14 protein-coding genes and 1 pseudogene are annotated in these 13,425 nt (G+C 69.6%); 3 read left to right on the plus strand and 12 right to left on the minus strand.

What is annotated here, in order from left to right; genetic code table 11:
• Positions 1-66 precede the first annotated feature (66 nt).
• The 3 genes from thiE to MMB17_RS17335 all read left to right on the plus strand — a co-directional run bounded on the left by thiE (position 67) and on the right by MMB17_RS17335 (position 2,370).
• A complete protein-coding gene (gene thiE / locus MMB17_RS17325) occupies positions 67-789 on the plus strand; it encodes a thiamine phosphate synthase (RefSeq protein WP_241099691.1) in 723 nt (240 codons plus the stop codon).
• Positions 786-1,601 (plus strand): bifunctional hydroxymethylpyrimidine kinase/phosphomethylpyrimidine kinase, encoded by an 816-nt coding sequence (thiD, locus tag MMB17_RS17330; protein ID WP_238311029.1) that lies wholly within the window; start codon positions 786-788, stop codon positions 1,599-1,601. Before thiE ends, thiD begins: the two co-directional genes overlap by 4 nt.
• Positions 1,602-1,740: 139 nt before the next feature.
• Positions 1,741-2,370: a helix-turn-helix domain-containing protein gene (locus MMB17_RS17335; RefSeq protein WP_238311030.1), complete on the plus strand. Its 630-nt coding sequence runs from the start codon at positions 1,741-1,743 to the stop codon at positions 2,368-2,370.
• Here MMB17_RS17335 and MMB17_RS17340 read toward each other — a convergent pair.
• The 12 genes and pseudogenes from MMB17_RS17340 to MMB17_RS17395 form a co-directional block, all read right to left on the minus strand.
• The gene (locus MMB17_RS17340; RefSeq protein WP_241099692.1) at positions 2,345-2,632 is read right to left on the minus strand and encodes a hypothetical protein; all 288 of its coding nucleotides are present in this window, start codon (positions 2,630-2,632) and stop codon (positions 2,345-2,347) included. The genes MMB17_RS17335 and MMB17_RS17340 overlap by 26 nt on opposite strands.
• The gene (locus MMB17_RS17345) at positions 2,613-3,278 is read right to left on the minus strand and encodes a hypothetical protein (RefSeq protein WP_241099693.1); all 666 of its coding nucleotides are present in this window, start codon (positions 3,276-3,278) and stop codon (positions 2,613-2,615) included. Before MMB17_RS17345 ends, MMB17_RS17340 begins: the two co-directional genes overlap by 20 nt.
• Positions 3,279-3,284: 6 nt before the next feature.
• Positions 3,285-4,754: an APC family permease gene (locus MMB17_RS17350; RefSeq protein WP_241099694.1), complete on the minus strand. Its 1,470-nt coding sequence runs from the start codon at positions 4,752-4,754 to the stop codon at positions 3,285-3,287.
• Positions 4,754-4,924 carry a hypothetical protein gene (locus MMB17_RS17355; RefSeq protein ID WP_238311034.1) on the minus strand — a complete coding sequence of 57 codons (171 nt, stop codon included), beginning with the start codon at positions 4,922-4,924 and terminating at the stop codon, positions 4,754-4,756. Before MMB17_RS17355 ends, MMB17_RS17350 begins: the two co-directional genes overlap by 1 nt.
• Positions 4,925-4,991: 67 nt before the next feature.
• The gene (locus MMB17_RS17360) at positions 4,992-5,405 is read right to left on the minus strand and encodes a hypothetical protein (protein ID WP_241099695.1); all 414 of its coding nucleotides are present in this window, start codon (positions 5,403-5,405) and stop codon (positions 4,992-4,994) included.
• A 3-nt stretch (positions 5,406-5,408) separates the two neighbouring features.
• Positions 5,409-5,702, minus strand: a complete 294-nt coding sequence (locus MMB17_RS17365) for a hypothetical protein (RefSeq protein ID WP_241099696.1) — start codon at positions 5,700-5,702, stop codon at positions 5,409-5,411.
• 306 nt (positions 5,703-6,008) lie between these two features.
• Complete coding sequence (locus MMB17_RS17370; protein ID WP_238311037.1) at positions 6,009-6,254, minus strand: hypothetical protein; 246 nt, start codon at positions 6,252-6,254, stop codon at positions 6,009-6,011.
• A gap of 194 nt (positions 6,255-6,448) precedes the next feature.
• Positions 6,449-6,811, minus strand: a complete 363-nt coding sequence (locus MMB17_RS17375) for a hypothetical protein (RefSeq protein ID WP_241099697.1) — start codon at positions 6,809-6,811, stop codon at positions 6,449-6,451.
• Positions 6,812-7,007: 196 nt separating this feature from the next.
• Positions 7,008-7,994 (minus strand): TorF family putative porin, encoded by a 987-nt coding sequence (locus MMB17_RS17380; RefSeq protein ID WP_241099698.1) that lies wholly within the window; start codon positions 7,992-7,994, stop codon positions 7,008-7,010.
• A gap of 390 nt (positions 7,995-8,384) precedes the next feature.
• A pseudogene (locus MMB17_RS17385) lies at positions 8,385-10,682 on the minus strand (DUF1989 domain-containing protein); the annotation flags it as partial.
• A 49-nt stretch (positions 10,683-10,731) separates the two neighbouring features.
• Positions 10,732-12,087 carry an NAD(P)-binding domain-containing protein gene (locus tag MMB17_RS17390; protein WP_241099699.1) on the minus strand — a complete coding sequence of 452 codons (1,356 nt, stop codon included), beginning with the start codon at positions 12,085-12,087 and terminating at the stop codon, positions 10,732-10,734.
• Between the two features lie 35 nt (positions 12,088-12,122).
• Entirely contained in the window at positions 12,123-13,253 is a 1,131-nt protein-coding gene (locus tag MMB17_RS17395) for an aminomethyl transferase family protein (protein ID WP_241099700.1), read from the minus strand.
• Positions 13,254-13,425: the final 172 nt, after the last annotated feature.

Raw genomic sequence — 13,425 nt, forward strand, 5'->3', positions numbered from 1 at the left:
CGTCGCAAACACGCGCGCAGGGAGGAACCGCATGCACGATCGGAGCGTCGCGCCCGGAGGCGCGGCATGGTGAGCGTGGGACAGAGCCGTGCGGGCACCGTCCCGGTCGACCTGCGCCTCTACGGCCTCCTCGACACCGGCGTGCTCGGCGGGGACGCGGCGACCCTCGCGGCCCTCGCCGCGGAGGCGGTGACCGGAGGCTGCACCCTGCTCCAGTACCGCGAGAAGGACATCGCCGATGCCCGGGCCGCCCTCGCCCGCATCCGGGCGATCCGCAACGCGGTGGGGGGCCGGGTGCCCGTTCTCGTCAACGACCGGGTCGATCTCGCCCTGGCGGCGGGCGCCGAGGGCGTGCATCTCGGCCAGAGCGATCTCCACCCGGACGAGGCCCGCCGGCTGCTCGGGCCGGGGGCGATCATCGGGCTTACCGTGAAGACCGGCCACCAGGCCGACGAGCTCTACCGCCTGCCGGTCGACTACGCCTGCATCGGCGGCGTCTTCGCCACCACGAGCAAGGACAATCCCGATCCGCCGGTCGGCCTCGACGGGCTGCAGCGGATCGTGTTCCGCGGCCGGCTGGCCCGCGGCGGCGACTTCCCCCTCGGCGCCATTGCCGGGATCGGACGCGAGAACGCGGCCTCCGTGGTCGCGGCCGGGGCGGACGGGGTCGCGGTGATCACGGCCTTGTTCAGCGGCGGCGACACCCGCGGCAAGGCGCGCGACTTGCGCGGGCGCATCGACGCGGCGTTGAATGCACGCGGGGATGGAAAAGGGGAGGGGACGCCATGACGGCGCGCACGGCCATCGCGGTGACCATCGCCGGCTCGGATTCGAGCGGCGGCGCCGGCATCCAGGCGGATCTCAAGACCTTCGCCGCCCTGCGCGTCTACGGCGCCAGCGTGATCACCGCGCTGACGGCGCAGAACACCACCGGCGTCCAGGCCATCCACGACGTGCCCGCCGACTTCGTGAGCGCGCAGATCGAGTCCGTCTTCTCCGATCTCGCGGTCGGCGCGGTGAAGATCGGCATGCTCTCGAGCCCGGGCACCATCCGCGCCGTCGCCGAGGGCCTGCGCCGCCACGCCGGCGGGATCCCGATCGTGCTCGACCCGGTCATGGTCGCCACCAGCGGCGACCGCCTGATCTCCGAGGAGGCGGTCGCGACCCTGCGGGAAACGCTGATGCCGCTTGCCGTCGTCGTGACGCCGAACCTGCCCGAGGCGGCCACGCTGCTGGGCGAGCCCACCGCCGCCACCGAGAACGAGGCCGTGGCCCAGGCCCGCCGCCTGCGCGCCGCCGGCGCCAAGGGCGTGCTCATCAAGGGCGGGCATGCGGAGGGCACCGAGAGCGTCGACCACCTGCTGACCGAGGACGGCCCCCTGCGCCGCTTCGCGGCCCCGCGGGTCGCCACCCGCAACAGCCACGGCACCGGCTGCACCCTCTCGGCGGCGGTGGCCGCGGGCCTCGCCCGCGGGCTCGACCTCAACGCCGCCGTCGCCCAGGCCAAGGCCTACATCACCGCCGCCATCGCTGCGGCGGATTCCCAGCCCGTGGGCAAGGGACACGGGCCGGTGCACCATTTCCACGCACTCTGGGGTTGAACCGCCCGGGACCGTGCCCGGCGACCCGGATGTTCGCCCTGCGTTCCGCCTGTGCGGGTTGCGCTTCCGACGCGTTTGCGTTTGAATTAGCAAACGTCCGTTCGGATAACGGAACGACGAGTCACGGGTCAGCGCGGTCATGCAGGACATCACGACGAGCCTCGAGCGGGTGCGGCAGAAGGATCTCGTGAGCGGCGCGCAGGTGCTCTCCGGCCAGCTCGGCAAGACCATCCAGCGCCTGCGCAAGGCCTACAATCTCTCCCTGTCGGAGCTCGCCGAGCAATCGGGCGTGGCGAAGTCGATCATCAGCCAGATCGAGCGCAACGAGACCAACCCGACGCTCGCCACCATCTGGCGCCTGAGCCAGGCGCTGGACGTCTCGATCGAGCGGGTTCTCGCCACCTCGGACGAGGAGCACTTCATCGAGAAGTCCTCCCGGGCCGACACGCCGAGCCTGCTCTCCGAGGACGGCAAGGTACGGCTCGCCATCATCGGCTGGATCAAGACGGTCGAGTGGCTGCAATGGTACGACGTCACGGCCGAGCCCGGCGGCGTGCTCGATTCCGACCCGCACCAGCGGGGCTCGGTGGAATCGCTCTCCGTCATGGAAGGGCAGTTCGAGGTGGACGTGGCCGGCGAGGTGCAGCGCGCCGCCGCCGGCGAGACCCTGCGCTATCGCTGCGACCGCCCGCACACCGTGCGCTGCCTGGGCGACAAGCCGGGCCGGGCGACCATGGTCGTGATCATGAAGGCCGCGGTGATGGAGTGAGGCGCTCCGCCCGCGCCTGGTCGAGCCGGGCGCAGCGATAGGCGTCGGGCAGGGACAGCGCCCAGACGAAGAACCCCGCCGCGTGACGCCCGACGAAGCTCGCTTCCGGGCTCGCGAATTTCGCACAGAGCCAGCCCCCGACGAGGGTGAACAGGGCAAAGCCCAGGCCCCGGGCGGCGCGGCCGGTCCAGACATGGCCCATCCCGGGCAGGAGCGCGGCGACGAGCAGGACCCTGCGCGGGTCAGGCGGCGAGACGGGCATCGGGCGGCTCCGAGAGGACGAGGGCGAGGTCGCGCGCCGCCTCCAGCCCGAGGCGCAGGGTCTCGGGCGGGATCCGCTCTAGGGGGAAGCGGCTGCCGCGCAGGAGCAGATAGGCCCCGCGGGTCCCCTCGCTCGCCTGGAGCACGAGGCGCAGGCCCTTCGGCGTCAGCAGCACCTCCTTCACCCGCGGATCGGCCAGGATCGTGTCCAGGGCCGGCGCGGCCCGGGCGAGCAGCGCCTCGGCACCCTGCGTGCCGCGCACCAGGGTGTCGGCGGGCCAGCCCGGCGGCGCGGGAAAGCGGGTCGGGAGGTCGTCGGGGGCGTAGAACTCGGCGCCCGCCGGCCGGCGCAGGACGTCGAGGGTCATGCCCGCCGGCAGCGGCGCCCGCAGGGTCACCGAGAGCCAGAGCTGGGGCAGGCGGCGGAAGACCAGCGCCTCCGGGATCAGCCGCAGGCGCGCCTCGAAGGCCCCGAAGCGGCCGTCGAGGGTGGCGAAGCCGGCCCGGTCGCGACCGAGGCGCGCGGCGCGCAGGAGGCGCGTCCCGTCCGACAGCAGCCCCGCCCGCCAGGCGGCCGCCGCCCGGTTCTGCGACCAGCAGAACCCGGCGGCGGCGAGGGCGATCAGGCCGGCGAGGGCGGCGAGCATGGCGCCTCAATAGCCCCGGGGCTTGGGCCAGGGCATCGTGAACTGGTCGCCCCGGCGGACATACTTGTAGCGGTGCAGCACGAACCAGGCGGAGGCGGTGATGTAGAAGGCCATCATCGCGACGAGCTGCGTGCCGTAGCCGAGGAAGACCGCGAGATAGGTCACCACGCAGAGCAGGAGCAGCAGGATCGCCGGCAGCGGGTGCAGCGGGTGCACGTAGCCGCGCTGGATCGAGCCCAGCGGCCATTTCCGGCGGAACAGCATGATCGAGAGCGCCATCAGCGTGTAGCCGAGCAGGCCCGACAGGATCGAGAAGGTGATGGTCTGGTCGAGCGGCGTCGAGACGGCGAACAGGATCGCGATCGGCACGAAGAACACGATCGCGCGGTAGGGCGTGCGGTAGGTCGGGTGCACGGCGCCGAACCAGACCGGCATGTAGCGGTCGCGGCCCATGGCGAACCAGGCGCGGGAGGCGTCGTTGATGCAGCCATTGGCCGAGGCCACGGTGGCGAAGAGCGTGCCGAGGAAGAGGAAGGCCTCCAGCCAGCGGCTGCCGGTGAGCCGGGCCGCGTCGTAGAGCGGCGTCACCGCCTGGCCGAGATATTCCCAGGGCATCAGGCCGGTCGAGACGTACCAGGTCAGGGTCGCCGCGATCAGCAGGGTCATCATGCCGGTCATGGTGCCGAGCGGCAGGGCCCGGGCCGGGGAGCGCACCTCCTCCGCGGCCTGGGTCGTGCCCTCGATGCCGAGATAGAACCACAGGCCGAAATGCATGGCCGCGAGGATGCCGAGCGAGCCGTAGGGCAGGTCGACGAGCAGCCCCTTGTGCTGGAGCACGGCGCCGGGCGCCCAGGGCTGGGACGCCACGAACAGCACCACGATGGCGGCGAAGGCCGCCGCGGTGATGACGAGGTTCAGCGTCAGGGTGGCGAGCACGCCGCGATAGTTGAGGAAGGCCAGCGCCACCACGGTGAGCACCATGAAGGCGCGCTTGTCGATCGCGCCCTCCAGGCCGAGGCTCTGGGCGAAGGCCTCGATCAGGTCGCCGGCCACGATCGCGTTGGAGACCTCGAGCATGGTGTAGGCCATGACGAGGTAGAGGCCGACATTGAAGGCCGCGAGCGGCCCGATGATGTGCTTGGCCTGGGCGTATTGCCCGCCCGCGGCGGCGACCGTCGAGGTGATCTCGGAATCGATCATCGCGACGCAGGTATAGAGGATGCCGGCGAGCCAGCAGGCGGCGAGGGCGGCCACGGGTCCGCCTTTGCCGACCGCGAAGTTCCAGCCCATGAACTCGCCGACGAGCACGATGCCGACGCCGAGCGCCCAGACATGGCCCGGCCCGAGCACCCGGAGCAGGGCGATCCGCGTGTCCGTCCCGGCGGCGGGCGCCGCGGCGGGGGCGCCCGCGAGGGGCACCGGCGCGGCGGGGGAGGGGGACAGGGAAGACGTGGGCAGGGATTGCGTCACGGGCATCACGACCTCGCTGCGGTTTCGCCGACCTCGGAATCCACGATCTCGCCCTCCTCCGAGGAGAGCAGGTAGGTCTCGTCATACGTTCGGTTGGTGCGCAGGAGATCGAACCCCATCCAGAGGGCGAGGACGGTCGCGAGCGCCCAGGCGCCCCAGTTCATGATGGCCACCATGACAGGCTTCCCCGGCTTGAGGACGAAGGGGGATGGATCGTGACGCGGACGCGCGGGCGCCGCCGCGTCAGGGGCGCGGGCGCCCCTCGCCGTCGAAATGCTCGGCGATCACCTCGCGGTACTCCCGGTCGGAGTAGCGGAACATGAAGACGAAGTAGCCGACGATGATGATCGCGGTGAGCGCCACGGCGCCCCAGTTGAAGGCGTAGTCGAAGCGCGTGCCGATGATGGCGGCGGCCTTCTCGGGGGCGAAGCCGAGCTTCTCCCACTGCGCCGCCATGGTCGGGTTCTGGCCCAGGCTCTCCCAGGTCGCGTTGGGATATTCGGTGGTGGTGGTGCCCCCGCCCGCGAGCTTCAGGAGCAGGGGCAGGTAGAGGGTGATGAAGACCAGCACCAGCATCAGCACGGCGTCGAAGATCTGGCCGGCGACCGACTGCACCGGCGGCTCGTAGGGTTTGCGGGATCCCGTCTGCAAGGCCATGGCTCAGGCTCCCCGGTTGCGGCGCAGGGCCCGCAGGCGATCGAGATAGTAGAGGTCCATGCCGTAGATCGCGGCCCGGTCCTCGCTGTAGTGGCGGATCATCGCCACGATCGCGGCGGTGTTGAGCAGGACGACGCAGATCCCGAGCACGACCATCAGCGCGGTGACGTGCGAATCCGCGAAGGCCTGCCGCATGGTCCAGAAGGTGAAGGCGTAGACCAGCCAGACGATGACGACGGCGAGGATGGCCGCCGCGCGGTCGCGGCCGAACATGGCAGAGACCCGGGGATCCTGCATGGCATATCTCCTCCCAAGGAGACCATTCTTCACGGGAATTTCCCGTTCTTGGAAGGAAATATCCTGCCACGCCGAACGTGCGTCAAGCAGGAAACGTCGCTGCGGCGCAGAAATGTTGCAGAATTTTTCTTCTTCCCGAAGAAATCATGCCGATCCAGGGACGGGACCGGCGCCCTCAACCACGTCCTTTCCAGAAGACCCCGCCTGGAGGCGGGGCGCGGTCTTGGGACATCTTTCGTGGCGGGAGGCCTCGCTCTCCCGCGCATCGTGCCGGAAGCGGATCGCGGCGAGCCGCCGCGACCGGATTCAATGCTTCATCAGGCCTTCCACGCTCTCGTCGAGCGGGACCTGGCCGGCGAAGCGGGCGATGCGGCTGAGGCTCGGCTCCGAGAGGCCGCCGGCATTGGCGAAGGTCGCCAGGGCGAAGCTCACCAGCAATTCCGCCTCCTCCTGGGTCATGGCGCGCCCGCTGAGGGTGCTGGCCGCCCCCTTCACGGCCAGAACGGCCTGACGAAAGGCGGGATCCGACTTGAGCTCGGCCAGACGCTGCATGGTTTCCTCCGGTGGTCCTTCTGCGCCTCGCGCGGCGCCCGAAGGGGGGTGCTTCCCTCGGCCCCGGTGGAGCGGCGGGAGCGTCACGCGAGACGGTGATCCTGTGCTGGCGATGCCATGGCGGGGCGGGGCGAGTCGAGGCGGGCGCGCTTGCCCCGGGCGACAATCGGCCCGCATCGTCCGGGACCGCCCGCTCAGCGGCCGGAGGCGACGGCGGCGCCGGCCTCCCCGTGGCCCCGCGCGGCGGCCTGCCGGTTGACGCGGCCGAAGCGGAGCACCGCCTCCTCCAGATAATCGAGGGCGCGGACGAGATGGCGCCGCGCCACCGCGACCGCCTCCTCGTCGTTCATGGGCGTCTCGGCGAGCTTCACCGCGGCGATCAGCACCCGGTCGCGCTCGTCCTCGATCCGGCGGTCCCGCTCGACATGGCCGCGGATCTCGGCATCGAAGGCCTCGATGACCTTCCAGGGCAGGGCCTCCTTCGATCCGCCGTCGAAGGCTTCGGCGTGGCGGCGGCCGCGGGCGGCGGCCTCCTTGAGCAGGGTTTCGAGGGACACGGTCGAGCGGCCTCCGGAGCGGGCAGGGCGGTACAGGGCAACCCCGCAGGCGGCGATCCGTGCCGCGGAAATCCGCGCCTGTCACCGGAGACGGGCACCGCCGGCTCCGGGCGAGGGCCGCGCGTCTGCGTGCATACAGAAAAGGCCGGCTCCGAAGAGCCGGCCCGAACCGATGTTCGACGGAAGAACCGCAGGCTTACTTGAAGAAATCCAGGATGCCGCCCGGCTCCGCATAGACGCCCGGGGCCGCGGTCGAGGCCTGCCAGGTGATGGTGCCGATGAAGGCCGAGCCGCACCAGCGGGAGGTGCCGCCGTTCAGGAAGCCGCGGTAATCGCCGGTGAAGGTGAAGCACTCGGACGGCGTCAGGTCGGTGTCGTGGTAGCGCACGTCGAGCAGCAGGTTCTTGTAGGCATAGGAGATGCCGACGTTGCCGTAGAGGTAGCTCGACAGGTTGACCGAGGGGAAGCGGCCGGTGACCGGGTTGAACGGGCCGGTCGCCGAGGTCCGCGCGGCGCCGAGGGTGAAGTAGCCGAGCTCGCCCGAGATCGAGAAGCCGCCGGCATAGGCCTCGGGCAGGAACGAGAACAGGGAGGCGGGCAGGGTATAGGCCGCCGTGCCCGAGGCGTAGGTGCCGACCGCATGCGTGCCGAAGAAGTTCGGCGTGTGGTAGACGTTGGCGCCGAGCACCAGGGCGTCCGTCGCCTGGTAGAGGACCTTGGCCGCGCCTTCGTAGAAGTCGGAATTCGCCTGCGTGATCGGGAAGGGATTGTTGACGGCGTCGAAGCCGTAGATCCGCTTCTCGTTCGGGTAGAAGTAGTAGAGGATGCCGAGGTCGAAGGTGAACTTGTCCCAGGTCGGCCGGATGCCGGCCATCAGGTCGAACTCGAAGTCCGGCTGGGTCGGCAGGCGCGTCTGGAGCGTCGCGAAGGCCGTGTAGAAGAAGTTATTGAAGAAGTTGACCTCGAAATAGGTCTGATAGCTGCCCTGCAGATTGGACTGCGACACGCCGCGGAAATTGTAGTCCGTGGCGTAACGCGAGAAGAAGGAGAAGCCGATCAGGTTGTCGGCCGCCTTCGCCTCGGCCGGCATCTCCTTCGGGGCGGCGAGATCGGCCGCCTCGGCCTGGGCGCAGAGAAGTGTCCCGGCCGCGACCAGAGCACGGGTGAAGGATCGTCTCTTCATAAGGGCAACTCCGGCGCAAAGATCAGTGCAGCCCCTCGATCGACCCCGGCCGACCTGTCACTGCTGCTGAAACGATTTTCTCAGAAGGCAAACAATCATCTCAAGGATAAAATGAAGGCAAATGCCGCGCTTTTGTTTGCTGAGGCGCTTTGGAAGCGCGGTGTCACAACTTTGCAACGTCCCGGGTTTTGCTCATCACTGCCGGGATTAGCCAAGACGGAATGCCCGCCAGCCTGATCGCTCCAGGCTGGCGGGTCTCAAATTCCGATCGGGACAAGCCCCGACGATTCGCGTCGGGTCAGAGGTCGGGGTTCAGGCGGGGATGCCCGCCGTCGCCACCGTGTCGGCGGCCGAGGCCGGGGGCGGCGGGGGCGCGGCCGTGTCCGCCTCGGCCCGCACCCGGGTCTTCTTGGGGTCGTAATGCGGGAAGGGCACGACGGTCGCCGCGAGCCGCTTCTGGTGGCCGTCGAGCTTGCCGATCTCCACCGCCGTCCCGTCCTCCGCAGCGCTGACGTCGAGCCGGGCGAGGGCGATGGTCTTGCGAAGGATCGGCGATTTCAGGGCGCTGGTGATCACGCCGACCTGCCCGCGCCCGACATAGACCGGGTCGCCATGGCCGACCGCCTCGTTGCCGGCGACGTCGAGGCCGACGAGGCGGCGATGCGGCGCCGCCCGGCGGCGCTCCAGGGCCTCCTTTCCGATATAGGGATCGGCCTTCGCCGTCGCCACGGCGAAGCCGATGCCCGCCTCGAACGGGTCGGTCTGATCGCAGAACTCGTAATCCGCGAAGACGAGGCCCGCCTCGATGCGCAGCATGTCGAGGGCGGCGAGGCCCGCCGGGGTGAGGCCGTGCGGTGCCCCCGCCTCCATGATCGCGTCCCAGACCGCGACCGCCTGGGAGGGATGACACCAGACCTCATAGCCGAGCTCGCCGGTATAGCCCGTGCGCGAGACCACCACCGGCACGCCGGCGAGGCGGCCGACGGTGAAGCGGAACCATTTCAGCTCGGACAGGCTCGGCTGATGCGGCGGCGTCACCAGGAGGGGCGCGAGGATGTCCCGGGCCCGGGGCCCCTGGACGGAGAGGTTGTGGAGCTGGTCGGTCGATTCCTTGACCCAGACCTTGAAGCCGTTCCGCTCGGCGAGCTGGCGCAGCCACAGGCCGCAATACTCGTCGCCGCAAATCCAGCGGAAGTTGGTCGGGCCGAGACGGAACAGCGTGCCGTCGTCGATCATGCCGCCGTGCTCGTAGCACATCGCCGCATAGACGATCTGGCCGACCGCGAGCTTGCGCACGTCGCGGGTGAGCGCGAGCTGCATCAGCGCCTCGGCATCCGGGCCGATCACCTCGAACTTGCGCAGGGCCGAGAGGTCCAGCACCACCGCGCGCTCGCGGCAGGCCCAGTATTCGGCGATCGGTCCGGCAGAGGAGAAGCAGCTCTGCAGCCAGAAGCCGCGATAATCCTCCATCTTGCGGGTGAGGGCCGAGGTACGGGGGTGGAAACCCGTCTCGCGGGTCAGGCGCGGCTCGGAATCGGGCGTCATGCGGTGGCTCATCCCACGGGGAAAGGCACAGGCGGCGTCGTAGACGCGCACATGGATGTCGGTCGGGAACCAGCCATTGGCCGGGTCGATGTCGTCGGCGCAGGAGGAGGCGGCGCAGACGAGATCGGTCAGCGCCCGCAGGAGCACGTAGTCGCCCGGCCGCGACCAGGGCTCGTCCATGTCGATCCGGTCGTTCGCGCCGGGAATCGTGTTGTAGAAGAAGTTGATCGCCGGCCAGCCCTTGCGCGAGGCGATGCCGTGCGGCGCCAGCACCGCGTTGAAATTGTCGGTGCAGTTGGAATGGCCGGGATAGCCCATGTCTTCATAGTATTTCGCCGAGCAGGCGAGCATGAAGGTGTCGTGGCGCCCGACCGTGTCCTGCACCACCTCGACGAGGGGCACCATCCGTGCGTCGAAATACTTGGCGTGCAGGCCCGGCTTCGGCGAGGACGTGCCCATCAGCGTATGCGTCGTGGTGGCGTCGAGCCCGCATTCGCGGCCCTGCGCCAACTCGGCGGCATCGAAGGCCAGGAAGTCGGCGCATTGGCGCCCGTCCACGTCGATGATCTGGATGTATTGCCCGGCCTTCACCGTGAAGGCGCGGGCCGTCGCCGCATCGATGCGCAGATCCTGCAGCGGCGGGGCGAGGGGAGGGGGCGCCTGCCCGACGATCGAGGCGGCGGGCCGGATCACCAGCCGCAGCTCGGTCGGCGGATTCTGCGCCTCGGGCGCCATCGGCGCGCCCGGGGCGACCAGAACGCAGAGCGAGGCTTGCGCGGCGACGCCCTCCCAGGCGGCGCCGGCCGCATGCTCCCCGTCGAGGATCACGAGACCGGCGAGGTCCGAGGGACCGATCCCGCCCGCGTCCAGGGCGGACCGCGCCGCCGCGGCCGCGCCGAGGCCGTCCTCGAGCAGGGCGGCGAGCGCCGGCGGCTGCCCTATGGATCCCGCCGCGAAGGTGCCGGGCAGGGCGTAGAGCAGCCCCCCCTGCAGCCCCTCCGGGTCGACGACGCGCAGGGCGTCGCCGGCCGAGACCGCGAAGACGCAGCACCGGCCCCCCGGCACGCGGATCGAGCGCTCCCGGGGCGGCAGCGTCGCGCCGCCCCCCGGCTGCAGGGCAGGCTGAAACCAGATCTGGTTCATGGCATCCCTCGTTCCTCGGGATCGGTTCGCGGACGGGACCGGGCCGGTCCTACTCGGCCGCCTGGGGCAGGCCCATGAAGGCGGGGAGGGAATCGTCCAGGGCCTTCATCCAGGTGGTGTGATGGCCGGGCGACATCGTGCCGGTGATGGTCGAGGGATAGGACCGGTCGCGATAGGTCAGGATGCCTTCCATCTTGTGGTGCTCCCATTCCTTGAACAGGGCCGCCACCTTGTCGACGTCGAGATGCGGGTAGTCGGTCGCGGCCAGCAGCTCGCGGACGTACTCGGTCTGGAAGTCGATCGCCTCGAAAGGGTTGGTCAGGGTGTCCTGGTCGGCCAGCCACTTGGCGATGTCGGCGGCCTGTTCCTCGCGGCTCGGCAGCGCCAGCTTGCCCATGATCACGTCGCGGGCGTACCACGCCTGCGCATCGAACATGTTGAAGGTGTAATACTGGTCCTGCATGCCGAGATAGATCAGCTTCGGATTGTCCTGCCAGAAGATGCCCTTGTAGAGCCCGGCCGGGTAGAGGCAGTTCTTGGTCTTGAGCCGCAGGGAATCCGGCAGGAACGGGTAGCTGTGCTGGTAGCCGGTGCAGAAGATCACCGCGTCGACCTCGGCCGAGGAGCCGTCCTTGAAGTGGGCGACCTTGCCGGTGAACTTGGTCAGCAGCGGCCGCTCCTCGAAGCCGGCGGGCCAGTCGAAGCCCATCGGCTTGGTGCGGTAGCTGAACACGATGCCCTTGGCGCCGTACTTGATGCACTGCGTGCCGATATCCTCGGCCGAGTAGCTCGAGCCCACCATCAGGATGCGCTTGCCGGCGAACTCGTCCGCCACGCGGAAATCGTGGGCGTGCATGACCCGGCCCGGGAACTGCTCGATGCCCTCGAAATGCGGGACGTTGGGCACCGAGAAGTGGCCGTTGGCGACGACCACGTAGTCGAACTCTTCCGTCTGGTGCTCGTCCTTGATCAGATCCTTGGCCGTCACGGTGAACGTGCCGGTCTCCTCGGAATAGGAGACCCAGCGCACCGGCGTGCAGAAGCGGATATACTTGCGCACGTCGCTGCGCTCGACCCGGCCGGCGATGTAGTCGTGCAGCACGGCCCGGGGCGGGTAGGAGGGAATCGGCCGGCCGAAATGCTCCTCGAAGGAGTAATCGGCGAATTCCAGGCATTCCTTCGGGCCGTTCGACCAGAGGTAACGGTACATGCTGCCGTGGACCGGTTCACCGTTCTCGTCGAGACCGGTGCGCCAGGTGTAGTTCCACAAACCGCCCCAGTTCGACTGCTTCTCGTAGCAGACGAGCTCGGGCACCTCGGCGCCGGCCCGGCGCGCGGCCTCGAAGGCCCGCAGCTGCGCCAGACCGCTCGGGCCGGCGCCGATGATGGCGACACGCTTGGTCATAGTGAGTTCCCTCGGAAATCGGCTGAAGGATCGGGTCAGGCGCGCTCGTCGAGCGGGTGCGTGCGCAGGCGCATCGGGTCGTAGAAGGGCGTGCGCACCACGTTGGCGGCGAGGGTGCCCTTGTCCGTGCGGATCTCGACGGCGGTGCCGAGGGCCGCGAGCTCCGGCGGCAGATGCGCCAGGCCGAGCGACTTCATCAGGTGGCGGCTATAGGTCGAGCTGTTGAGCGTGCCGACCTCGCGGCCTTCGTGGAAGATCCGGGAGCCAGGAGGCACCGCCTCGTCGTCGAGGATTTCGAGCCCGACCTGGCGGAAGCGGATCGCGTTGCGGCGGCGCTCCAGGGCGGCCTTGCCGCGGAAATCCGGCTTGCTCAGATCGACCGTCCAATCGGCGCCGACCTCCCAGGGGGTGGTGTCGGGCAGCGGCATGTCGAAGGGGAAGAACAGCAGCGCGCCCTCGACGCGCACGATGTCGAGGCAGGCCCAGGAGGCGGCGCAGATGCCGAAGGGCTTGCCGGCCTCCAGGATCGCGTCCCAGATCGCGACCGCGTCCTTGGCCGCGCAGAACACCTCGTAGCCGCGCTCGGCGGAATAGCCGCCCCGGGCCAGCGACACGTCGTAGCCGAACAGCGTCGTGCGGGCGTGCCGGAAGTATTTCAGCCCGGCCAGGTCGAGGGGCGTGTGCGGCTTCAGGATGTCGAGGGCGAGGGGGCCCTGGAGCGAGAGGATGTGGACGTCGTCGTCCTTGGCCACCGTGACGTTGCGCCCCTCGGTGAAGAGCGGCAGCGCGTCCTCCAGGCTGCCGCCGCCATGGGAGAGGCGGAAGGCCTGGGGCCCGTCGCGGTAGACGAGCACGTCGTCGATCAGCGAGCCCTCGTCGTCGACGATGTTGCTGATCGCCGATTCGCCCGGCTTCAGCGTGGAGACGTCGCTCGTCAGCATGGCGTTGAGCATCGCCTCGGCATCGGGGCCGGAGACATCGATGAGGCGCAGGCCGGTCACGTCGAACAGGCCGGCCCGGGACCGGACGATGGTGGTCTCCTCGTAGGGATCGGTGGAATAGGTCTGCGGGATCGGCATCCCGTTCCATTCCGCGTCCAGCTTCGAGCCCAGCGCGAGGTGGCGCTCGTTGAGGGCGGATTGGCGGGGGAAATCTTTGTAGCTCATGTCGTCTGCCCCTTCTCTCGCGGAGGTGGTCTCGACCGGACACGGGGGATTGGCCCGCGCAGCGTCGGGTCATCAGGCGGCCGGCACGCGGCCCGGCTGATGAAGGGCCGCCGGGCGTGCCGGCCGGCGAGGGGATTGCGCCCTCCTCGCCGGACATCTTTCTTGTCGGGAA

It is taken from the genome of Methylobacterium organophilum (assembly GCF_022533465.1).
GTDB lineage: Bacteria > Pseudomonadota > Alphaproteobacteria > Rhizobiales > Beijerinckiaceae > Methylobacterium > Methylobacterium organophilum.